The sequence below is a fragment of the Trinickia caryophylli genome (assembly GCF_034424545.1).
Lineage (GTDB): Bacteria > Pseudomonadota > Gammaproteobacteria > Burkholderiales > Burkholderiaceae > Trinickia > Trinickia caryophylli.
The window spans coordinates 1084271-1106953 of sequence record NZ_CP139970.1; the positions used below are offsets into that span (position 1 = coordinate 1084271).

The window sequence follows — 22683 nt, forward strand, 5'->3', positions numbered from 1 at the left end:
CGGCGAGACGGCGCTGTGTGTGTGTCACGCGCCCCGCCCGCCCTCCATCAGCGCGCCCAGCACTTCCACCGTGCGTGCGGTCGCGCCGCGATGGCGCGCAGCGAATGCGGAGGCGGCGCCGCGCATCGCCACGCGGCGCGCCTTGTCCGCAAAGAGCATGTCCAGGGTACGCGCGAGCTCGGCCGGGTCCTGCACTTGCAGGGCCGCTCCCGCGGCCACCGCATCGGCCGTTGCCTGCGTGAAATTGAACACGTGCGGTCCGATCAACACGGGCACGCCGACGGCGCACGCTTCGATGAGGTTTTGCCCGCCCAGCGGCAGCAGGCTGCCGCCGATAAACGCGAGATCGGACGCGGCATAGTAGGCGCCGAGTTCCCCCATCGAATCACCGAGCAGCACCGACACCTCGGCCGGCAGCGGCGCGAGCGGGACCTCGCTCGGAGCCGCCGCAGCAGCCGCGGCCTGCCCGGCCCACGCCGAGCGCCGCGCGAGCTGCCGCCCACGCCGGCCGACGAGCGCGGCCACTTCGTCGAAACGCTGCGGATGGCGCGGCACGAGCACGAGCAGCGCCTCTTTCGTGGCAAGCGCATCGAACGCATCGAGTACGAGCGCCTCCTCGCCCTCGCGCGTACTCGCGGCCACCCATACCGGCCGCGCACCCATCGCGGCGCGCCACGCACGGCCACGCGCGACGAGTTCGGGAGGCGTTGCCATGTCGAATTTCAGGTTGCCGAGCACGACCGCCTGCCGCGCACCGAGCGCCGTCAACCGCTCGGCATCGGATGGGCTTTGCGCGAGCACGCGCGCGAAGCCGCCGAACACCTCGCGCGCCGCCTTGCCGAAACGCGCCGCACGCCGATACGAGCGCGCCGACATCCGCGCATTGGCCAGCACGAGCGGCACATCGGCGTTGCGGCATTCGTCGATCAGCGTCGGCCACACCTCGGTTTCCATCACGATGCCGAGCGTCGGCCGCCATGCCCGCAAGAAGCGGCGCACCGTGTGCGGCATGTCGTAAGGCAGATAGCAGCGCGCGACGCGCTCGCCGAAAAGCCGCTCGCCCGTTGCACGCCCGCTCGGCGTCATGTGCGTGAGCAGGATGCGGGCATCGGGGTGCGCTTCGATCAGCGCGTCGATGAGCGGTTGCGCCGCGCGCGTCTCCCCGACCGAGACGGCATGCACCCAGATGAGCGGCGCCCGGTCGTCGGGCCCGCGGCCGGACGACCGCCCGAACCGCTCGCCGATATGCTCGCGATACCCGCGCTCCCGGCGCGAGCGGACCAGAAGACGGACGACGGCGAGCGGCGCGACGAGCCACCACAACGTGCGATAGACGGCGCGCAGCATGCGATGAGCGCTCAAATCAGCGCCCGGCCCTTGAGCCGCTCCAAAATGCCGAGCGGCGCGCAGCGCGGCTCGGCCATCGCCGCCACAGGCAGAAAGAAGGTCTGCTCGAGCATGAACTGGCCCGACATGACCGCATGCGAGGCCTGATCGGAGAAACAGACCCACACGCTGCCCGGCGGAAACGGCACGGTTTCCTGCGGGCACGTGCGCTGATACTCGAGATCGCCCTTCATTCCATCGTGAAGATTGAGCATCAAGTGATCGTATTCGGTACGGCGCGACTTCGTGATGTGCAGCCGCTCGAGGAGCCAGGCCGAGCCCGGCAACTGCGGCTTGATCTTCGGCAGAAGACGTGCGGCCATCTGCTCGAACGGCTCGCCGACACGCCACACGCGCGGCACGCCGTTGGGGTTGACGTTCGTGAAGACGCGCAGGATGCGCTCGCCGCGATTCGGGCGCGAGGGAAAGGCATCGACGTGCAGCCGGCTGTCGTCCTTGCGCCAGGAGGTATGGCGCGTTTCCACTTGCATGAGGCGCAGGCTCGTCGGCGCCGCGCGCAGCTTGCCGCGATATTCGGGAAAGAGGCCGTCGACGAGCGAACGCGCGAGCGTCTGATAGCGTGTGACGAGCGCACGCACGGCCGATTGGGTGACGGCGTCGCCCACCACGCCGCGCAGCGCGCCGCCGTTCGGTTCGAGGCTGATGTTCTTGCGCTTCGGGTCGGCGAGCCGCGGATCGAGCAAGGCCGCCTCGCCGCCCTCGATCGCGAAACGCAGGTTCGGGAAATAGAGCACCTTGCCATGCTCGAGCCCCGCAAGCAGCGTTTCGCGCGCAACGGCCAGCTCTTGTCCCTGCCAGTCGGCCGCGCTTACTTCTATGATTTGCGATTCGTTCATGGTCCGTGTCGCGCCGCGCGCGCGTTTACAGCAGGCCGAAACCGGCGAGCGCGGACTTTACTTGTTGCAGCGCCGGCGGCTCGCCGCCGGCACCGAGATTGACGACGCGCGGCGACCAATAGCCGCCCGTGCGCCATGCGGTCGCGAAATTGTACAACTCGACGGTGGGACGCTTGAGCGCAGCGGCAATATGTACCAGCCCCGTGTCGACGCCCACGGTGGCGGCCGCCGCGTCGAGCAGCCCGACCACCGCCGGCAGCGAAAGCCGCGGCGGCACGATCGCCGCCGCGCCGAACTCCTTGGCGAGCCGCGCGCTCGTTTCGCGCTCGGCGTCGTTGCCCCATGGCAGCACGAGCGAGGCGCCGCGCGACACCAGTGCGCGGCCGAGCTCGACCCAGTGCGCCTCGGGCCACTGCTTGTCGGCGCGCGAGGTCGCGTGCACGAAAACCACGTAAGGCACGGGAAGATTGAGCCCAAGCTCCGAGAGAGCGAGCGCCGCGCGCGATGTGTCGAGGCCGAAGTCGATCTCGTCGGTGGGCTCGGGCACCGGCAGATCGAGGGCGGCGGCCACGAGCTGACGCGTGCGCTCGACCACATGCGTGCGCGCGGCGATCGGCACGCGCCGGTCGTAGAAGAAGCGTACCGGCCACTCGTAGCCCGCGCCGTCGGTGCGGTTGCCGAGGCCGACGAGCGGCCCGCGCGCCCAGCTCGCCACCCAGGCCGTCTTGATGAGGCCCTGGCAGTCGATCACGAGGTCGTAGCGCTCCTGCGCCAGCCGGCGCCGGAATGCGCCGATCTCGCGCCAGGTCGCACTCGAGAGCGGATGCTTGCGCCAACGTCGCAGCGAAAAAGGGATCGCGGCGCGCACGCCGGACACGAGGCGCACGAGATCGGCGAAACTCTCTTCGACGAGCCAGTCGATCTGCGCATCGGGATAACGGCGCCGGATATCGGCCACCGCGGGCATGTTGTGGACGACGTCGCCAAGCGACGACACCCGGACAATCAGGATCTTTTGCACACCGAAAGAAAAGAAAGGAACGCCGCTTGCGGCGAAGCAGGCCATTCTTACCGCAACTGGCCTAAACGCGCGATTTTACCGCGTCGGCGCGAGGTTTTCCGCGATCGTCCGGATCGCGAGGCAACGTCATATCGCCGCGCAGCCGATTCGAGCGTCTTATTCTTCTCGCAGCGATCGCACTACAATGTCAGGTTCGAATCTGACCGGCTCGTGTCCGCTAATCGGCCACTGCAAGGTCACTCCGAGGCCGCACCCACGCTCACCCGATCATGCTCAGCCAGTTACGCTTCCATTTTTCCCGCCTGGCCCTGCCGCTCGCCGCGTCAGCCGCCGTCGCCGCCTGCTCGAGCGCACCGCCGCCGAAATTGCAGCAGGAGATGTTCGATACCGGCGCGAGCCCGTTCTCGCGCAGCTTCCGTGCGACCAGCAACGACGCCTGCGAGGCGGCTCGTCGCGCACTGCTGAGCCAGGGTTACCTGACTACCACGTCGACCCGCTCCGACACCATCGACGCCTCGAAGGATTTCCAGCCGAGCAGCGACAAGCACATCGGCGTGGAATTTCACGTCGTCTGCACACCCGGCGAGGACGCGGACAACTCGAGCATCGTCTATGCGAACGCCGTGCAAAGCGGCTACACGCTCAAGAAGAGCGATACGTCCGCGAGCGTGGGCCTGAGTATCCTGGGCTCGCTGTCGCTACCGATCCGCTCGAACAGCGACGCCATGGTGAAGGTGTCGAGCGAGACGATCCAGTCCGGCGCGTTCTACGACCGCTTCTTCGATTACGTCGACCAGTACCTGCGTACCGTCGTGAAGGCCGCGCCGGTACCGGCCACGCCGCTCATCAAGTCGAGCGAGATCCCGGCGTCGCCGGCCGTGGCGCCGGCCTCGCCGGCAACTCAGGCCGACGCCCCGGCCACAGGCATCGCGTCGCAGCCGGCCGCCGCGCAGCCCCACTGAGCACGCGGCGGGAACAGGCGGCAGGACCGGCCGCGCACGGTCGGAACATCGTCAGAACGGCAGCTTCGCGTCCGGCTTGGCGGCAAGAATCACGCGGCGGAAATCGTCCTGAATGCGCGCGAGCGCATCGCCACTGTCGGCCTCGAAGCGCAGCACGACCACTGGCGTCGTGTTCGACGAGCGCGCCAACCCGAAGCCGTCGGGGTACTCCACGCGCAGACCATCGATGGTAACGACCTCGTCGGCGCCTTCGAAACGCGCCTCTTTCTGCAGACGGGCAATCAGCGAGAAGTTCTCGCCCTCCTCGAGCTTGAGCTGCAACTCGGGCGTCGAAAGAGAGTTCGGCAGATCGTTGAGCACCTTGCTCGGATCGCTCGCGCGAGCGAGCAGTTCCAGCAGCCGCGCGCCCGTGTAAAGGCCGTCGTCGAAACCGTACCAGCGATCCTTGAAGAATACGTGGCCGCTCATTTCGCCCGCGAGCGGCGCTCCCGTCTCGCGCAGCTTCGCTTTCACGAGCGAATGGCCCGTCTTCCACATCACGGGCTCGCCGCCGTGCTTGCGCACCCAGCTTGCGAGGTTGCGTGTGCACTTCACGTCGTAGATGATCTGCGCGCCCTGGTTGCGCGAGAGGATTTCCTGCGCAAACAGCATCAGCTGACGATCGGGATAGATGATCTGGCCGTCTTTCGTGACCACGCCGAGACGATCGCCGTCGCCGTCGAACGCGAAGCCGATCTCGGCATCCGTCTCCTTCAGCGCGCGAATGACGTCCTGCAGGTTCTCGGGGTGTGCCGGGTCCGGGTGGTGGTTCGGAAAGCTGCCGTCGATGTCGGTGAAGAGCTCGACGAGCTCGCAGCCGAGCGCCTTGAAAAGCCGCGGCGCGAGGCCGCCCGCCACGCCGTTGCCCGTATCCACCACGAGCTTCATCGGCCGCGCGAGCTTGACGTCGCTCACTATGCGCTCGATGTATTTGTCGGCGATGTCGAATTCGACGTAGCCGCCGTTGCCCTCGGTGAACTGGCCTTCCGTGATGCGGCGGTAAAGCGCCTGAATCTGCTCTCCGTAGATGGCCGCACCGCGCAGCACCATCTTGAAGCCGTTGTAGTCGGGCGGATTGTGACTACCCGTCACGACGATGCAAGAATCGACGGAGCGCTCGCCGCCGGGCAGCGCGAGCGGCACGCTTGCGGCAAAATAGCCCACGGGCGTCGGCACCATGCCGACGTCGACGACATCGACGCCCGCGGCGCGCAAGCCATCGGCCAGCGCCGCAACGAGCGAAGGGCCGGACAGCCGCCCGTCGCGCGCGACCACGACGGCATCGCCGCCTTGTGCGCGAATCTCACTACCGAATGCACGGCCGACGAGGCGTGCGACGTCCGCATCGAGCGTCTTGCCGACTACGCCGCGAATGTCATAGGCCTTGAAGATGGATTGCGAAATCATGGATGGCTCTCAGTAGCTGGAAAAAAGTAATCCAAACGACGCCGCGGCGCCATCGAGGCGCGCCGCGAAAGGTGTCCATCGTTCCCCATACACCGGCGCCGCACGAAGGTGCGTCTTGGTTCCCACTTATAATGGCCGTTTTTCGACCGACGCACGACGCGCCCATTTTAATGCCTAGACGTTTCTTTATCGGACATTCGTCGGTCGACGCCACCCGGAGCGCGTTCGGCGCCGCGAGCCGGGCGTGGGCGCGGCTCCCGGCACTGCGCCCGGCACTGCGCCCGGCACTGCGCCCTCTTCGGGCCGTACCCGAACGATGCGAGCCGGTGCGCGGGCGCTCGCCCGCCCCCCTGTCTTGCCGCGCATGCTGAAGCGTTTTGCGAACCGGGACGTGGCGAAAGCGTTCGCCAACATCGTCTGGCTCGGTCTCGAAAGACTCACGCAAATTGCCGTGGCGATCGCCGTCAGCGGGCTGCTCGCACGCTACTTCGGCCCCGACGCCTTCGGCAAGTGGCAGTACGCGAATACGCTGCTGCTCGTGCTCGCGCCAATCACCTGGGTCTGCGGCGCCGAGATCCTGGTCCCCACGATCGTCCACCGGCGGGCCTCGGAAGTGGGCACCGTGCTCGGCAGCGCATTCGCACTGCGGATGACCGTTTCGGCGCTCGCGCTCGCAGCCACCTGGGCGGCGATCGCGGCGGGCGTGACCGACCGCGTCGTGGGCGCCATGCTGGCGGGCCTCGCCGTCACGATGCTGTTTCGCGAACCGTTCATCGGCGTCATCAACTCGTGGCTGCAAAGCCAGACCTACAGCAAGCCGCAGCTTCTGGCGAGCATCGCGACCGCGCTCGCGAAAGCGGCCCTCGTCTACCTCTTCGTGCGAATCGCCCTGACGCCTGCCGCGTTCGGCTGGCTGTGGGCGCTCGAATCGGCCGTCATCGCCGCCGTGCTCGTTGCCTACTACATGCGCCGCCACGGCGGCAGGCTCGGCTGGCGCGTGGACGGCCCGCTGCTGCGCCATTTCGCGAGTGCCGGCACGGTCTTCTGGATCGGGCTCGTCTGCATGTACCTGTTCCTGAAGCTCGACCGCCTCATGCTCGAGCGGGCGATCTCGTTTGCGGACCTCGGCCGCTACTCGGCCGCGCAGCAGATCAACGAAAACTGGATCGCGCTCGGCCTCATGCTGGCGCAGACGATCGCACCGGCGTTCGTGTACCGCGTCGACGATGCGCGCCAGTTGCTGCTCAATGTGCGGCGCCTCATGCTCATGGCGGGCGCGATCATGATGCTCGGCGCGCTCGTGCTCGATGCGCTCGCGCCCGTCATCATCACGCGCGTGTTCGGGCAACAGTACGAAGGTGCGATCTCCATTTTCCGGTGGTGCGTCTGGCTTTCGGTGCCAGCCGGTATCGAGGCGATCGGCAACCTCGTCGTGCTCAAGTACCAGGCGAAATACGTACTCCTCGCCAAGTGGGTACTCGCACTCGCCGTCGCGTTCGCCGTCAACCTCGTCGCGATCGGCCGCCTCGGCGTGTACGGCCCGCTCGTCGGGCTCGCGGCCGGCTATCTTTGCGCCGCCGCCGTGAACCTTTATTACATCCGCCTCAAGCTTTGCTCATGACCACGCCCTCGCCCCGCGCTCGGACGGACGACGCGCTCGCCGACGTCTGCGTGCTGATGCCCGCTTACAACGCGCAAGACGACGTGGCGCGCACCCTGGCATCGTTCAGCGAGGCTGCGCGCGTGCGCGCGCTGATCGTCGACGACGGCAGCACGCCCCCGATCGTCGCGCCGGCGCTGCCGAACGTCGAAATCGAGATCCTGCGAATGCCGCAAAACGGCGGCATCGAGCGCGCGCTGCAAGCCGGCATCGACGCACTGGCGGTGCGCGGCTTCCGGTACGCAGCGCGTATCGACGCCGGCGACCTGGCCGCGCCCGGCCGGCTCGCGAAGCAGCGCGCGTATCTCGAAGCGCACGAGCGCGTGGCCGGCGTCGGGATGTGGACGCAAGTAGTCTCGCGCGACGGCGCTCCGCTTTTCATGCTGCGGCCCGCAACCGAGCCGGCCGAGATCCGCCGGCAGCGCTTCTTCCGCGCCTCGCTCGTGCATCCGGCCATGATGCTGCGCGTCGATGCGGTGCGCGCCGTTGGCAACTACCGAGTGGCCTATCGCGCGGCGGAGGACCTCGACCTGTTCCTGCGGCTCATGGAGCGCTACGATTGCGCAAACCTGCCTGAACTCGGGCTGTACTACGAGCTCAACACAGGCGGCATCAGCGCGACCAGGCGGCGGCGCCAGATCGCTTCGACGCTACGACTGCAGTGCCGGTACTTCGATGCCCGCAACGTCTACGACTGGCTCGGGCTCGCCAAGAATCTGCTGCATCTGGTCACGCCCTACACCTTGCTGCAACGAATCAAGCGCACGCTCTTCACAGCGCCCCCTCCCGCATGAATCCGCACGACACCGCGCCGCAACCGGCCGCCCCGCTCACGGTCTGCCTCGTCTGCAATACCGCCTGGGCCATCTACACTTATCGGCACGGGCTGATCCGCACGCTCGTGGAAAAGGGCGCACGCGTCGTCGTCATCGCGCCGCGCGACCGCACGTTCGCGCTGCTCGAGGAAATGGGCTGCCGCACTGTCGACCTGTTCGTCGCCTCCAAGGGCACGAACCCGCGCGACGATCTGCGCACGCTTTTGGCGCTTTATCGCCATTACCGTGCAATCCGGCCCGAGGTCGTATTTCACTACACGATCAAGGCGAATATCTACGGCTCGGTGGCGGCATGGCTCGCGCGCGTACCCTCGATCGCGGTGACGACCGGGCTCGGCTATGTCTTCATCCGCAAGAGCCGGGCGGCAGCCGTCGCCAAAGCGCTGTACCGCTTCGCCTTCAGGTTTCCGCGCCAGGTTTGGTTTCTCAATCGCGACGATCATCAGGCGTTCGTCGACGAGCGACTGCTCGCGCACCCTGATCGTGCACGGCTTCTGAACGGCGAAGGCGTCGATCTGACGCATTTCGCGCTCGCTCCGGTACCGCGGAAACAGAACTTTACATTTGTCTTGATTGGGCGCTTGCTTTGGGACAAGGGCGTCGGCGAATATGTCGACGCGGCACGCATCCTGCGAGCACGGCACCCCGATGTCCGCTTCCAGTTGCTCGGGCCGGCGGGCGTCGACAACCCGAGCGCGATCTCGCTCGAAACCGTGAGATCGTGGGAGCGCGAGGGCCTCGTCGAGTATCTCGGAGAAGCGCATGACGTGCGCCCCTACATCGCGGGCGCCAACTGCGTGGTTCTTCCGTCGTACCGGGAAGGTGTGCCGCGCACGCTGATGGAAGCATCCGCAATGGGACGCCCGATCGTGGCAACGGACGTCCCCGGCTGCCGCGACGTCGTGAGCGACGGCGTGACGGGGCTGCTGTGCGAGGCTAAAAGCGCGGCCAGCCTCGCCGGCAAGCTCGAAGCAATGCTTGCGCTGAGCGATGCGCAACGCCGCGAAATGGGCGAGCGGGGCCGCGAACGGGTCGCGCAGCAGTTCGACGAACGGGCCGTGATCGCGCGATACCTCGAAACACTGGCCGAACTCACCGGCGTATCACTTTGATCCTCGATCTTTGACGGAGCACGACGATGGCGAACAAGGGCACGATTCTGGTAACGGGCGGAGCGGGGTTCATCGGATCGCATACCGCCGTCGAGTTGCTGGCAAACGGCTATGACGTCGTGGTCGTCGATAATCTCGTCAACAGCAAGCGCGAGGCGATACGCCGTGTCGAGCAAATCGCTCAACGTTCCGTCGCTTATTACGAGGCCGATGTACGCGATGCGGCGGCGCTCGGCGAAATCTTCGATCGTCATCCGATCGACGCCGCGATTCATTTCGCCGCTTTGAAGGCGGTGGGCGAATCGGTCGCCAAGCCGATCGATTACTACCGCAACAATGTCGACAGCCTGCTCGTGCTGCTCGACACGATGCGCGCGCGCAACGTGAAGCGCTTCGTGTTCAGTTCGTCGGCCACGGTCTACGGCGTGCCCGAGCGCTCGCCGATCGACGAGTCCTTTCCGCTTTCGGCGACGAACCCCTACGGCCAGTCGAAGCTCATCGCCGAGCAGATCCTGCGTGACGTGGAACGGGCCGATGACAGTTGGCGCATTGCGGTGCTGCGTTACTTCAACCCGGTGGGCGCGCATGAAAGCGGGCTCATTGGCGAGGACCCCGCCGGCATCCCGAACAATCTGATGCCCTACGTTGCCCAGGTTGCCGTGGGCAAACTCGAGAAGCTGCGCGTATTCGGCGGCGACTACGACACACCGGACGGCACGGGCGTGCGCGATTACATTCACGTGGTCGACCTCGCGCGCGGGCACATCGCCGCGCTCGATGCACTCGCCGAACGCGATGCCAGCCTCGTCGTCAACCTGGGCACGGGGCGCGGGTATTCGGTGCTCGAGGTGGTGAAAGCGTTCGAAGCGGCATCCGGGCGCAGTGTGCCCTATGAGATCGTGGCGCGCCGGCCCGGCGACGTGGCGCAGTGCTTCGCCAGCACGGCGGCCGCGCAGCGCGTGCTCGGCTGGCGTGCGGAGTACGGCATCGAGCGCATGTGCGCCGATCATTGGCGTTGGCAGTCGACGAATCCGCGCGGGTACGCCTGAGGCGCCGGCCGGCAGCCGGCCCACGGGAACAGGACGAATTCGTTTGTATAATTCGCCGTCCGTCCCAAGACCATCATCATGCTCAGCTTTGCGCTCGGTTTCCTGGTTTCGCTCTTCGTTACGCTGCTGATCGTGCGCTATGCGCACTTGCACGAGAAGTTTTCGATCGACGCGGATCTTTCCGGGGTACAGAAATTCCACGCGCGGCCCGTACCGCGGGTGGGGGGCATTGGCATCGTAGTCGGGCTCGTCGCTTCCGCTATCCAGCTGTACGGCCCCTATCCCGCCGTCTCCCGCGGCATACTCGCACTCGTCGCGTGCGGCATCCCGGCACTTGCCTCGGGGCTCCTCGAAGACTTGACGAAGCGCGTCTCGCCGCGCGTACGGCTCATCGCCACCATGGGTGCGGCCGCGCTTGCCTATGTCGCACTCGATATCGCCGTCGTGCGCATCAGCGTGCCGCCGCTCGATTTTCTGCTCTCGTATGCCGCCGTGTCGGCCGTCGTGACCGTACTGGCCGTAGCCGCGCTCGCCAACGCGATCAACATCATCGATGGCTTCAACGGCCTCGCTTCGATGGTCGCGATGATGATGTTCGCGTCGCTCGCCTACGTGGCCTTCCGGCTCTCGGACCCGATCGTGCTGTCGGCCTCGCTGATCATGATGGGCGCCGTGCTGGGTTTTTTCATCTGGAATTTTCCGGCCGGGCTCATCTTTCTCGGCGACGGCGGCGCCTATTTCATCGGCTTCATGCTCGCCGAACTCTCGATCATGCTCGTCATGCGGCATCGCGAAGTCTCGGCGTGGTATCCGGTTTTGCTGTTCGTCTACCCAATCTTCGAAACCTGCTTCTCGATCTACCGCAAGAAGTTCGTTCGCGGCATTTCGCCGGGCATTCCCGATGGCGTGCACCTGCACATGCTCGTCTACAAGCGCCTCATGCGTTGGGCGGTCGGAGCGAAAACCGCACACGAGTTGACGCGGCGCAACTCCCTCACCTCGCCTTACCTCTGGCTGCTGTGCCTCGTTGGCGTCATTCCCGCGACGCTCTTCTGGCAGCACACCGTCCACCTTTTCGTGTTCGTGATGCTGTTCGCGTTCACCTACGTCTGGCTCTACCTGAGCATCGTGCGTTTCCGCTCGCCGAAATGGCTCGTCGTCCGCAAGCATGACCTCTGACGCATTGCGCCGCCGCGCTCACGCCGGCTTGCACCGGCTTGCACCGGCTCACACGGAGCGTAGCGCGGGCCGCTTGACCGATTGCAGGACCGGCGCAGTGGCGGGGCGATACTCGGGCACCCAGCGCCGCAGATCGCGGCGCACTTCTTCGTCCGACAGCACGCGGTGCTGCATCAGCCACGGCAGCAGCTGATCGAGCAGATCGTCGGGTACCTCGCGAGCCTGCGCAATGCGCAGCTTGGGATGCGGCGTGCGCTTGGTGGTCTCATCATCGGCCAGCAGTTCCTCGTAAAGCTTCTCGCCGGGACGCAAGCCGGTGAACTCGATCGTGATCTGCTCCTCGCTGTAGCCGCACAGCTGGATGAGGTCGCGTGCGAGGTCGACGATGCGCACGGGGTGCCCCATGTCGAGGATGAAGATCTCCCCGCCCTGCCCCATGCTCGACGCTTGCAGCACGAGCTGCGACGCCTCGGGAATGGTCATGAAATAGCGCGTGATCTCGGGATGGGTCACCGTGACGGGTCCGCCTCGGGCAATCTGCTGCTGAAACTTCGGAATGACGCTCCCGGCACTGCCGAGCACGTTGCCGAAACGGACCGTCTCGAACTGCGTATGCCCGCTCGTTTGCTGCAGTGCCTGGCAGACCATCTCGGCCAGACGCTTGCTCGCGCCCATGACGTTCGTCGGGTTGACGGCCTTGTCGGTGGAGATCAACACGAACCGCTTGACGTCATGGCGGATCGCCGCGCGTGCAACCCGGTAGGTGCCCAGCACGTTGTTGCGCATGGCTTGCCACGCGTTCAGCTCCTCCATCAGCGGCACATGCTTGTAGGCAGCCGCGTGATAGACGATGTGCGGCGCGTAGCGCGACATGATCTGGTCGAGCAGCAGCGAGTCCTTCGCATCGCCGATCATCGGCACCACTGTGCATTCGGGAAATCGATCCTTGAGTTCCTCGGTCAATCGATAGACCGCAAACTCGGAAATGTCGAGCGCCACGAGCTGCGCGGGCGAAAACCGCAGAATCTGACGACACAGCTCGGAGCCGATCGAACCACCCGCGCCCGTCACCATGACGACACGCTCGTGCAGCAGCGCTTCGACGTGAGGCGTGTCGATCTTCACCGGGTCGCGGCCGAGCAGATCCTCGAGGTCGATGTGGCGCACCTGGGACAGGAACGCCTGCCCGGGCACGAGTGCCGTGAGTGCCGGCAGCACGAGGGCGCGCACGCCTGCGCGCACGCACAACGTCGCCACGCGCCGCTGCATCTCCACGGATGCGGATGGAATCGCGATGATCGCGTGCTCCGCCTTGAACACCTGGGCGTAATGCGCGAGATCGCCAATGGGCCCGAGCACCTTGTGACCGTATACCTCCCGGCCGCGTTTGGCGGGATCGTCATCGAGAAGGCCTACGAGACGCCACTCCTTGGAGCGTGCCAGTTCCCGGGCGAGACTGGCGCCCGCGCCGCCCGCGCCGAGCACGAGCACGGGTTTGCCCTGACCGACCAATGCGCCGTAAAGGTAGAACTCCTTCGTTGCGCGATACACCGCACGCGCGCCGCCCATCGCCAGAAACAGCAGCAAGGGCGATACGACCAGCACGGAGCGCGGCGTCGTGGGCAGGGGCTGCACCATGACGGAGGCCACCATGGTCAAGAGCGCCCCGACCGCCACCGCTTTCGAAATGCGCACGAGATCGGGCAAGCTGGCGAAGACCCACATGCCGCGATAAAGCCCGAAAGCGCGGAACATCACGGCGTAAACGGGCAGTACCCAGACCAGCGCCCTCAGGCCGCCCGTAAGAAAGTCGTGGGGAATGGCCCCATTGAAACGAATGAGGTAGGCAGCCAGCCACGCGCCGCCCACGGCACACAGGTCGAAGGCGAAGGCGCAAAGGGAGCGCCATGAGCCTTGGTGATGTTTGAACATCGGCGTCACCTCTCAGCTTGTCCGTCTGTTTTCGAAACGGCGCCAGCGCAGATCCACCGCGGCACCGACCAGTATCAGCACGACAGCCCATACGACGACGACAGTCCACTGCAGGCGCGCCGAACCGCGGCTCGCCCATAGCGAGAGCATTATGCCAGTGCCCATCAGGGCATACCAATAGAGCGCGGTGCGCGCATGGCCAAGCCCCGAGCGGACCATGCGCTGGTAGTAGTGCTCGCGGTGCGCCTGCCAGAAGCGCTCGCCGCGCGCAAGCCGCCGGGCAAGCGTGACCGACGCATCGCCGATGAACGGCGAGAACGTCATGGCGGGGAACCAGATCGGCCATACGCCCATGCTCCATCCCCAATACCCGAGCGCGCCGGCCAGAAAGCCGAGCGGAATGGAACCCGCATCGCCCAGAAAAACGCGTGCCGGATGAAAATTGAAGACCAGGAAGCCGAGCGCGGCACCCGCAATGGCCGCGCATCCGAGCGCTAGTGCGATGGACGGCTGAGAAGACGTGAGCGCCGCCAACGCGTAGCCGCCGAAGCCGAAGACGGCCATGCCGCCCGCGAGGCCGTCGGAGCCATCCATGAAGTTGTAGAGGTTGGTGAGCCAGATCATCAGAAAGCCGATGACGGCGAGCGCCCACCAGGGCACCGCGGCGGGATACACCGCAAGGACGATGACGACCGCGATGAGATGCCCCGCAAAGCGCACACGCGCGGGCAATCCACGGCGGTCGTCGATCTGAGACATGGCCGCGAGCGCGAGCGCGCATCCCGCGATGGCCGCGAGCCCGGGTGCGAGGATGACGATTGCGAGCAGTGCCACGGGCATGATGCCCCAGCCGCCGACGCGCGGCGTGGGGCGCTCATGTAACGAACGTTCGTTGGGAACGTCGGTCGCGAGCCGCCAAGCCAGTCCCGTCTTGAGCAGCAGGGCAAGGATTGCGGCGCAGGCCAGCGCCGCGGCAACGGCAACGGCGGACGTCTCGCCCAGCGGCGTGAGCGAGAGAAGATTGCGGTCCAGTGTCATCGTGATCGGCGACTCGTCAGATACCAGCGCGCGGTGGCGGCGAGCCCCTCTTCGAATGAGTACGGCGGCTGCCATCCGAGCGTCGATCGGAGGCGGGAAGCGTCCACGCGTAGGCTGCCCGTCAGGCGCTCGATCTGCGGCGCCCGGCCGGTCATGCGGCCCATCAGACGCAGGCAACCGGACGGCACCGGTACCAGCCGCGCGGGCTTGCGCAGGTGCCTGCCGATACTGCGCGCAAGCTCGGTGGTGGTCGTATCTTCGCCGTCTGCCACATGAAAACAGCCGTGTGCCGCCCGCGCATCGAGCGCACACTCGGCGAGCGCATCGGCCAGGTTGCCGACGTAGACGAGGCTGCGCTGCGCCGCGAGCGCGCCGAGCGGCAACGGCAGTCCCGCGGCAATCGCACGCATCAGCTGCAAGAAGTTCGCCTTGACGCCTGGCCCGTACACGAGCGGCGGGCGAACGACGACGACGTCGAGGCCTTGCTCGCGGCCGAAGCGGTGCAACGCAAGCTCGGCCTCGCGCTTCGATTGTCCGTACGCATCCTGCGGCAAGGCCGGATCGTCCTCTCGCAGCGGCCGCCCCGGATCGGTTTCACCCAGCGCCTTGATGCTGCTCACGAACACGAACCGCTGCACGCCGTGACGCTGCGCCGCACGCGCGACGCGCAGCGCACCTTGCACATTGGACGCGCGAAACGCGGCAAGCGGATCCACCGCGTTGTCGTGCATCACATGCACGCGCGCGGCGAGATGCACGACGCATCGAGCCTCGAGCGACGCGGGCCACGCTTCGTCGATGCCTTCGAAATCGGCTCGATCGAAAACCCACTCGTCGACGCCGGGCGCGCACGTGCCGGCGCGGCGCACGAGCCCCGTTACGGCATGGCCGCGCTCGAGCAGCGTGCGGCAAAGGGCATCGCCGACGAAACCGTTCGCCCCCGTCACCACCACGCGGCTCATATCAGCTTCCACCCGAACCGGTTGTAGAACTTGATGGCCGACGAGACGAACATCCGGACGTGCGCCGAGCCCTTGCGCGCGGCGCCGCCGCCGTGGTGCAGCACGTGTACCCGCGGCACGTAGGCGACGGGCGCCAGTTCGTGCGTGCGCAAGCTCAGGTCGTAGTCTTCGAAGTAGAGGAAATAGCGCGGATCGAAACCCGAGAGGCGCTTCAGCAGCTCCGTTCTGAAAAGCATGAAGCACCCGCTGACGATCGGCGGGTTCCAGACGACATCCTTGTCGTTGATGAGATCGCGCATTTCGTAGCGGGCCAGGCGCCGCTCGAATCGCTTGCGCCACGACGCGGGCAGAAAGCCGCGCGCAAAGAGGTCCACGAGTGCGGGATAACGGCGGCAGAGATACTGCAACTGCGAGCGGTCGTCACGTACGCGAGGCGCTAGCAAGCCCAATTCGGGATGCGCACGCCAGAATTCGACGGCCGACACCAGCGCGTCGGCCTCCATTTCGATGTCGGGGTTCAGAATCAGGTGAAACTCGCTTTGCGCGCGCTCGATCGCCACGTTATGGCCCCGGCCATATCCGACGTTGCCATGGCCGCCGATCGTCGTGCTGGCCACGCCCTGGGCGCGCAACGCCTCGACGCTGGCGGAAACGTCCGGCATGCCCCCGTTGTCGATGAGAAAGCAGCGGATGCGCCAATCCGGCCAGCGCCGGAGCAGCGATGCGCACGCATCGCCCAGGCTCTCGAGCGTGCTGGCCAGCAACGTGGGGTTGGGTCGATAGACGACGATCGAGACGCTCAGATCCTCGGGCTCCGAAATCTGTGCGGCGGATAATTCCAGGGGCAAAGACGCCATCAGTAGCGGTAGCGAACCTGCATCGGACGAATACGCCGCCCGTCCGAATGGGCTCATATTTTAGAAGCTCGTATTGTAATCGCGGGCGTATCGAGATTCGACCGTTCGGCGGCCATAATCTCCGCGTCAACTGGTACCCGACATATCTTGAAACGACTCTTCCAGCCTGGAAACGTTACGGGGCCCTTCGAACACCGAAGTGCCCGCGCCCAAACCAAGCAAAACGAAACGAGTCGCATTTCCAATGTCGCCGGTCACGGTCGCGCGGCGGAAGTCGCGATGAGCATGAACGGGCACTAGCGCGCCCACAGTTCCTCCAGCGTCATGGCAAGGCCGTCGCGCCAATCGACGCGATGCAACCCAAAGCGACGCTCGAATTTGCCGTTGTCGAGCAGGGAATACTTCGGCCGGCGCGCGGGTGTCGGATAGGCTTCGGAGCCGATGGGCTCGACAACCGCCGTTTTGATCGTCTCGGGCATGGCGGCGCGCGCGGACTCGACGATAGCGCTCGCAAAACCGTGCCATGTCGTTTGCCCCGCCGCGGTCATATGAAATATGCCGGACTCGAAGCTGCCCGCTGCCCGTTCGCGTTGCGCCGTGGCAACGGCGTGTGCGGTCAGATCGGCGATCGTCCGCGCCGGCGTGGGCGCTCCGGTCTGGTCGGCAACGACTTTGAGCGTATCGCGCTCACCCGCGAGCCGCAGCATCGTACGCAGAAAATTGCGCCCGCGCGGCGCGTACACCCACGTCGTGCGCAGGGTGAGCCAGTCGCCACCCGCCGCCTCGATGGCCTGCTCGCCCGCGAGCTTCGATCGGCCGTAGGCATTGATGGGCATCGGAGGATCGCTTTCCGTGTAGGGGACCGATGATGATCCGTCGAAAACGTAGTCGGTGGAGTAATGGACGAAAAGCGCGCCATGTCCGCGTGCAAGTTCGGCCAGCACGCCGACCGCCTGCGCATTGACGACGTGCGCCGCCGCTTCGTCCTGCTCCGCCTGATCCACGGCCGTATAGGCAGCGGCGTTCACGATCACGGCTGGGCGCACCGACGCAACGACGGCGGCCAGCGTCTGCGGCTTCGCCAGATCGGCCACGCTTCTATCGACCGCCACCACTTCGCCAAGGGGCGCCAGCGCGCGGCGCAACTCCCACCCCACCTGCCCCTGGCGTCCCGTCACGAGAATCTTCACGCGTACACCTCGGCTTGCGCCAGGCATTTACCCGCCGCGTCCTTCGCCGCCAATATGGGCTCGAAATCGATGGGCCACTCGATGCCGATCGCCGCATCGTTCCAGAGAATGCTGCGTTCGTATTCGGGATACCAGTAGTCGGTGGTCTTGTAGAGGAACTGCGCCGCATCGGAAAGCACGACGAAGCCGTGCGCGAATCCGGGCGGAACCCAGAGCTGGCGGTGATTATCGGACGAGAGCATCACGCCGGCCCACTTGCCGAAGTTCGGTGAGGCTCGGCGAATGTCGACGGCCACGTCGAACACGGCCCCTTCCACCACGCGCACGAGCTTGCCCTGCGCGTGCTCGATCTGATAATGCAGGCCGCGCAGCACGCCTTTGCCCGAACGCGAATGGTTGTCCTGTACGAAGCGAGCTTCGCCATCGACATGCTGCGCGAAATCGCGTGCATTGAAGCTCTCGAAAAAAAAGCCGCGCGTGTCGCCGAAGACCTTCGGCTCGATCAGCTTCACCTCGGGCAACGCCGTCGCCGTTACTTGGATTGCCATACGACCTGGTCCGTAACAAGATTCTTGAGATATTGCCCATACGCGTTCTTCGCGAGCGGCGCGGCGAGCTTGAGCAACTGCTGTTCGTCGATCCAGCCCTTGCGGTAGGCGACTTCCTCGGGGCAGGCGACGACGAGCCCCTGCCGTTTCTGCAAGGTGGCGATGAACGTTGCCGCGTCGATCAGCGAATCGTGCGTGCCCGTATCGAGCCAGGCATAGCCGCGGCCCATGATCTCGACGTTGAGTTCGCCGCGCGCCAGATAGCAGGAGTTGACATCCGTGATCTCGAGCTCGCCGCGCGCCGAAGGCTCGATCTGCGACGCGATGTCGCACACCTGCTCGTCGTAGAAGTAAAGGCCGGTTACGGCGTAACTCGAACGCGGCCGCGCCGGCTTTTCCTCGATCGAAATCGCACGCAGCGCCGCGTCGAACTCGACGACCCCGTAACGCTCCGGATCCGTCACGTGATACGCAAAAACGGTCGCGCCCGCGCTTCGCGCATTCGCTCGCTCGAGCGGCTCCGCGAGGTTATGCCCATAGAAGATGTTGTCGCCGAGAATCAGCGCCGACGGCCCGCCGCCAATGAACTCGCGGCCGATGACGAAGGCCTGCGCGAGCCCGTCGGGCGACGGCTGCTCGGCATACTGGAAGTTCATGCCCCACTGGCTGCCGTCGCCGAGCATGGCCGCAAAGCGCGGCGTGTCCTGCGGCGTCGAAATCACCAGCACCTCGCGAATGCCGGCCAACATCAGCGTCGACAGCGGATAGTAGATCATCGGCTTGTCGTAGACGGGCAGCAACTGCTTCGATACGACCTGTGTCACCGGATAGAGGCGCGTGCCCGAGCCGCCCGCCAGGATGATGCCTTTACGCCCTTTATCGCGCGTCACGATGGCCGTCCTTTTCCGACGCGCGTTGCGCGTAATTCGTTTGAACCCACTTGCGGTACTCGCCCGAGGCAACTTCGTCGACCCAGTGCCGGTTGTCGAGGTACCAGCGGACGGTTTTCGCGAGGCCCGTTTCGAACGTTTCGGCGGGTCGCCAGCCGAGTTGGCGCTCGAGCTTGCGCGCATCGATCGCGTAACGGCGGTCGTGGCCGGGCCGGTCCGTCACAAACGCGATCTGATCGCGGTATGACCCGGAGGCCTTCGGCCGTGCCGCGTCGAGCAGATCGCACAGCGTATGGACGACGTCGAGGTTTTTCTTCTCGTTCCAGCCGCCGATGTTGTAGGTTTCGCCCGGAATGCCGCGCGCGAGCACTTCACGAATCGCGCTGCAATGATCGCCGACATAGAGCCAGTCGCGCACGTTCCGACCGTCACCGTACACCGGCAACGACTTGCCCGCGAGTGCGTTCGAAAGCATGTGCGGAATCAACTTCTCGGGAAACTGATACGGGCCGTAGTTGTTCGAGCAGTTGGTCGTGAGCGTCGGCAGACCGTACGTGTGATGGTAGGCGCGAACGAGATGATCCGAGCCGGCCTTGGTCGCCGAATAAGGACTGTTCGGCGCATAGGGCGTCGCCTCGGAGAATGGCGGGTCGTTTGGCGCGAGCGAGCCGAACACTTCGTCGGTGGAAACGTGCAGGAACCGGAATGCATCCTGCTCGGCTTGCCCGAGAGCCGCCCAATAGGCACGTACCGCTTCGAGCAGGGTGAACGTGCCGACGACGTTCGTCTGAACGAAATCGGCCGGACCGTGAATCGAACGGTCGACATGGCTCTCAGCGGCAAAATGCAATACCGCGCGCGGCCGGTGCTGCTCGAGCAGCGCATCCATTGCGCCCCGATCGCAGATGTCGGCGCGCACGAACAGGTGTCTCGGATCGCCCTCGAGCGACGCAAGCGTGCGCAAATTGCCGGCATAGGTCAGCTTGTCGACGTTGAGCAACGCCTCGTCCGTCCCGCTCAGCCAATCGAGTACGAAATTGGCGCCGATGAAGCCGGCGCCGCCCGTCACGAGAATCATGGGCAGTCCTATCAAGTTGGGTTCAGGCACACATGCGCCGGCGCCGTCAAAACCGGCGCACGCGGGCAAGCGCTGCGGCCGCACGCATGGCCGGCCCCTCGGCTGACCCGAAGGCTCGTATTATAGAGGCCGCAGGCGGGCCCCGACCCGATGCGGCGAACGGCTTCGGAGCCTGCGCCCGGGCCCGGCACGCGCCATGCGTCGAATCGCGGATCCGTTCACTGCCGCCACTCGATATCTGATCGATCCCTCATGCCTTTTTCCTCCATGCACGTACCGATCGCGTTCGGCGATATCCAGGGCTGCCACGGCCCGTTCAAGCGCCTGCTGGCGCAAGTGGCAAACGAACACGATGCGGCGCCGCTCTGGTTCGCGGGCGACCTCGTGAACCGGGGGCCGGCCTCGCTCGCCACGTTGCGTGACATTGCGGCACTCGGCGAGCGTGCAACCGTCGTGCTCGGCAACCACGACCTGCACTTGCTTGCGGTGTCGGCAGGCATCCGGCGCACGCGGGCGAGCGACACGCTGGACGAGGTCCTCGCCGCGCCCGATAGCGGCGAGCTGCTCGACTGGCTGCGCCACCGGCCATTCGCGCATTTCGACCACGGGATGCTGCTTGTTCACGCGGGCGTCCTTCCGCAATGGGATAGCACGCTGGTGCTCGAGTTGGCCGACGAGCTGCAACGCGCGCTGCGAGCCCGCGAGTGGAAGAAGACGCTTGCCGATTGGTACGGCAATGAGCCGCGGCGCTGGTCGCCCGATCTCAAGCGATCGGAGCGCTTGCGCGTCGCCTTCAATGCGTTCACGCGCATCCGCTTTTGCACGAAGGACGGCACGATGGAATTCTCGGGCAATGGTGCCCCGGGCGCGGCCCCGCCCGGCTACATGCCGTGGTTCGACGCGCCGGAGCGGCTTACCGGCGACGTCACGGTCGTCTTCGGGCACTGGGCCGCGCTGGGCGTGATGATGCGCGACCGGCTCGTTGCGCTCGATTCGGGCTGCGTGTGGGGCAATCGCTTGACGGCAGTGCGTTTGGCCGAGGCGCCCGCCGCCCGCACCGTCATGCAAGTCGAGTGCGAGGCGTGCCGGAAACCCTTCAACAAAGGGGATGTGTGATGCGCCCCCCTCGCACGTGGCCCATCGAGTAACGATCCGTAACCCGACGAGCGCCCCGTCCATCCGCACCTCGAAATAGAATCGTCTCTGCAGGCACTCGCACAAGGAACGAGTTTGACAACTGACGACAAACCCTCACGATCCGAGGGCAGCCCCCTCGCTTCCGGTCACGCGTGTGGCGGCGTGATATGGATGACCGGTCTGTCCGGCTCCGGCAAGTCGACGCTTTCCGCCGCGCTCAAGGAACGCCTCGCGCAGGAACGCAGCCTCGCGATCGTGCTCGATGGCGACGTCCTCCGTACGGGCATCAACGCGGGTCTGGGCTACGGCAGCGCCGATCGGCTCGAAAACATCCGGCGCGCGGCCGAGGTGGCAGCCCTGTTCAAGAATGCGGGCTTCATCGTCATCTGCGCGCTGATCTCGCCAGCGGCGGAACATCGGCGGCTCGCGCGCGCAATCGTCAGCAGCCGCTTTTTCGAAGTGCATATCGACAGCAGTCTCGAAGTATGCGAATCGCGCGATCCGAAAGGGCTCTATGCCAAGGCGAGAAAGGGCGAGATCGCCGAATTCACCGGCGTCTCGTCGATCTACGAGCCGCCCGCCACGCCCGAACTGAAAATCGATACGGCGCATTCATCCGTCGAGAGCGCCGTGGCGCAACTGCATGCTTTCGTGCGCGAGCGCATCAAGCCGCTACGTATCGAACAAGCGTAGGGCGAGCGGCGCTCAAGCGCTGCCGGTGCGCTCCGCCGACGGCGCGGCGGCCACCGGCGCGAGCTCCTGGCGCGGCTGCAGCGCAGGCAGACATTGCCCTTGCAATTGCGTGAGGCCGTCGTTTACCGCCTCCCTCGCCCGCGCCGCGAGCGCGCGGCGGTCGGTGCCGGCCTCGATCGGCTCCCCGATGTACAAATGCGCGGTCAGCGGCGCGGCGCGCAAAACCGCGCTGACCGATTCGCCCAGCGTGATTTCGTCGATATAGGCAGGGGCAGTCGTCTGGCGCCCGGAAGCGTCCTCGTAGAGCAGGCAGACCGGCTGAACCGCCGAGCCGGCTGACACGGCGGCTTGAAAAAGATTCGCGTGAAACGGCAGCAAATCGAGGCCGTTGGAGGTCGTGCCTTCGGCAAACATGCACATGACCTCGCCGCGTTGCAGGCGCGCCGCCATTTCGTGCATTGTGCGATGCGCATCCTTGCGCTTCTCGCGGTGCACGAACACGGTGCCGAGCCGATGCGCGAGCCAGCCCACGACGGGCCATTTCCGCACTTCCGCTTTGGAGACGAACGGCGTCGGCCGCCATGCGTTGATGACGTAGATATCGATCCACGAAATGTGATTGCCGACCACGAGTGCGCCCTGCTCGAGCCGCCGCTCGTCGTGATGCACGACGAGCCGCATTCCCGCGAGACGCAGCAACTTGAGCGACCAGGCCCGAATGCGTTGCGTCCGGCGAGCCGGCGACAGACGCGGAAAATACACGGCAATGACCCACATGCCGTGCAACAGATGCAGCCCGAGCCGGAGCTTGGCGAGCGCGACTTTCATTGCGTGCGATCCACCTATGTCG

At 65.8% G+C, this 22683-nt stretch carries 21 protein-coding genes; 8 read left to right on the forward strand and 13 right to left on the reverse strand.

Annotated elements, in window-relative coordinates:
* Positions 1-24: 24 nt before the first annotated feature.
* The 3 genes from waaA to waaC are packed head-to-tail and all read right to left on the reverse strand — an operon-like array spanning position 25 to position 3264.
* Positions 25-1347: a lipid IV(A) 3-deoxy-D-manno-octulosonic acid transferase gene (waaA, locus tag U0034_RS04960; RefSeq protein WP_085223784.1), complete on the reverse strand. Its 1323-nt coding sequence runs from the start codon at positions 1345-1347 to the stop codon at positions 25-27.
* A gap of 11 nt (positions 1348-1358) precedes the next feature.
* Positions 1359-2243 (reverse strand): Kdo hydroxylase family protein, encoded by an 885-nt coding sequence (locus U0034_RS04965; protein ID WP_085223782.1) that lies wholly within the window; start codon positions 2241-2243, stop codon positions 1359-1361.
* Positions 2244-2268: 25 nt separating this feature from the next.
* Positions 2269-3264 carry a lipopolysaccharide heptosyltransferase I gene (gene waaC / locus U0034_RS04970; RefSeq protein WP_085224451.1) on the reverse strand — a complete coding sequence of 332 codons (996 nt, stop codon included), beginning with the start codon at positions 3262-3264 and terminating at the stop codon, positions 2269-2271.
* 269 nt (positions 3265-3533) lie between these two features.
* On the opposite strand from waaC, the gene U0034_RS04975 reads away from it, so the two are divergent.
* Complete coding sequence (locus U0034_RS04975) at positions 3534-4226, forward strand: DUF2242 domain-containing protein (RefSeq protein ID WP_085223780.1); 693 nt, start codon at positions 3534-3536, stop codon at positions 4224-4226.
* A gap of 51 nt (positions 4227-4277) precedes the next feature.
* On the opposite strand, the gene U0034_RS04980 is transcribed toward U0034_RS04975, so the two are convergent.
* Entirely contained in the window at positions 4278-5672 is a 1395-nt protein-coding gene (locus tag U0034_RS04980; RefSeq protein WP_085223778.1) for a phosphomannomutase/phosphoglucomutase, read from the reverse strand.
* 316 nt (positions 5673-5988) lie between these two features.
* On the opposite strand from U0034_RS04980, the gene U0034_RS04985 reads away from it, so the two are divergent.
* The 5 genes from U0034_RS04985 (at position 5989) to U0034_RS05005 (ending at position 11508) form a co-directional block, all read left to right on the forward strand.
* Positions 5989-7293, forward strand: coding sequence for an oligosaccharide flippase family protein (locus U0034_RS04985; protein ID WP_233211960.1), 1305 nt, complete (start codon positions 5989-5991; stop codon positions 7291-7293).
* Positions 7290-8126, forward strand: coding sequence for a glycosyltransferase (locus U0034_RS04990; protein ID WP_085223776.1), 837 nt, complete (start codon positions 7290-7292; stop codon positions 8124-8126). Before U0034_RS04985 ends, U0034_RS04990 begins: the two co-directional genes overlap by 4 nt.
* On the forward strand, positions 8123-9280 hold the full coding sequence (locus U0034_RS04995; RefSeq protein WP_085223774.1) for a glycosyltransferase family 4 protein: 1158 nt from the start codon (positions 8123-8125) through the stop codon (positions 9278-9280). The genes U0034_RS04990 and U0034_RS04995 overlap by 4 nt, the downstream gene beginning before the upstream one ends.
* A 26-nt stretch (positions 9281-9306) precedes the next feature.
* A complete protein-coding gene (gene galE, locus U0034_RS05000) occupies positions 9307-10329 on the forward strand; it encodes a UDP-glucose 4-epimerase GalE (protein ID WP_085223772.1) in 1023 nt (340 codons plus the stop codon).
* A gap of 78 nt (positions 10330-10407) precedes the next feature.
* Entirely contained in the window at positions 10408-11508 is a 1101-nt protein-coding gene (locus U0034_RS05005; RefSeq protein WP_085223770.1) for an MraY family glycosyltransferase, read from the forward strand.
* A gap of 48 nt (positions 11509-11556) precedes the next feature.
* Here the strand turns inward: U0034_RS05005 and U0034_RS05010 are convergent, their stop codons facing one another.
* From U0034_RS05010 to rfbB, 8 genes are all read right to left on the reverse strand, one after another.
* Positions 11557-13440, reverse strand: coding sequence for a nucleoside-diphosphate sugar epimerase/dehydratase (locus U0034_RS05010; protein ID WP_085223768.1), 1884 nt, complete (start codon positions 13438-13440; stop codon positions 11557-11559).
* A 12-nt stretch (positions 13441-13452) separates the two neighbouring features.
* Entirely contained in the window at positions 13453-14478 is a 1026-nt protein-coding gene (locus U0034_RS05015; RefSeq protein WP_085223766.1) for an MraY family glycosyltransferase, read from the reverse strand.
* Positions 14475-15440 carry a UDP-glucose 4-epimerase family protein gene (locus U0034_RS05020; RefSeq protein WP_085223764.1) on the reverse strand — a complete coding sequence of 322 codons (966 nt, stop codon included), beginning with the start codon at positions 15438-15440 and terminating at the stop codon, positions 14475-14477. The genes U0034_RS05015 and U0034_RS05020 overlap by 4 nt, the downstream gene beginning before the upstream one ends.
* On the reverse strand, positions 15437-16297 hold the full coding sequence (locus U0034_RS05025) for a glycosyltransferase family 2 protein (protein WP_176072575.1): 861 nt from the start codon (positions 16295-16297) through the stop codon (positions 15437-15439). Before U0034_RS05025 ends, U0034_RS05020 begins: the two co-directional genes overlap by 4 nt.
* Positions 16298-16593: 296 nt before the next feature.
* Positions 16594-17487 (reverse strand): dTDP-4-dehydrorhamnose reductase, encoded by an 894-nt coding sequence (rfbD, locus tag U0034_RS05030; protein WP_085224445.1) that lies wholly within the window; start codon positions 17485-17487, stop codon positions 16594-16596.
* On the reverse strand, positions 17484-18035 hold the full coding sequence (rfbC, locus tag U0034_RS05035; protein WP_085223762.1) for a dTDP-4-dehydrorhamnose 3,5-epimerase: 552 nt from the start codon (positions 18033-18035) through the stop codon (positions 17484-17486). The genes rfbD and rfbC overlap by 4 nt, the downstream gene beginning before the upstream one ends.
* Entirely contained in the window at positions 18020-18925 is a 906-nt protein-coding gene (gene rfbA, locus U0034_RS05040) for a glucose-1-phosphate thymidylyltransferase RfbA (protein ID WP_085223760.1), read from the reverse strand. The genes rfbC and rfbA overlap by 16 nt, the downstream gene beginning before the upstream one ends.
* On the reverse strand, positions 18912-20003 hold the full coding sequence (gene rfbB / locus U0034_RS05045; RefSeq protein WP_085223758.1) for a dTDP-glucose 4,6-dehydratase: 1092 nt from the start codon (positions 20001-20003) through the stop codon (positions 18912-18914). The genes rfbA and rfbB overlap by 14 nt, the downstream gene beginning before the upstream one ends.
* Positions 20004-20255: 252 nt before the next feature.
* Between rfbB and U0034_RS05050 the strand changes: the two genes are divergently transcribed.
* Both U0034_RS05050 and cysC read left to right on the forward strand, forming a co-directional pair.
* Entirely contained in the window at positions 20256-21119 is an 864-nt protein-coding gene (locus U0034_RS05050) for a symmetrical bis(5'-nucleosyl)-tetraphosphatase (RefSeq protein ID WP_085223756.1), read from the forward strand.
* Positions 21120-21311: 192 nt separating this feature from the next.
* On the forward strand, positions 21312-21833 hold the full coding sequence (gene cysC, locus U0034_RS05055; RefSeq protein ID WP_085223753.1) for an adenylyl-sulfate kinase: 522 nt from the start codon (positions 21312-21314) through the stop codon (positions 21831-21833).
* A 12-nt stretch (positions 21834-21845) separates the two neighbouring features.
* Here cysC and U0034_RS05060 read toward each other — a convergent pair whose 3' ends face one another.
* Positions 21846-22661, reverse strand: a complete 816-nt coding sequence (locus tag U0034_RS05060; RefSeq protein ID WP_085223751.1) for a lysophospholipid acyltransferase family protein — start codon at positions 22659-22661, stop codon at positions 21846-21848.
* Positions 22662-22683 lie beyond the last annotated feature (22 nt).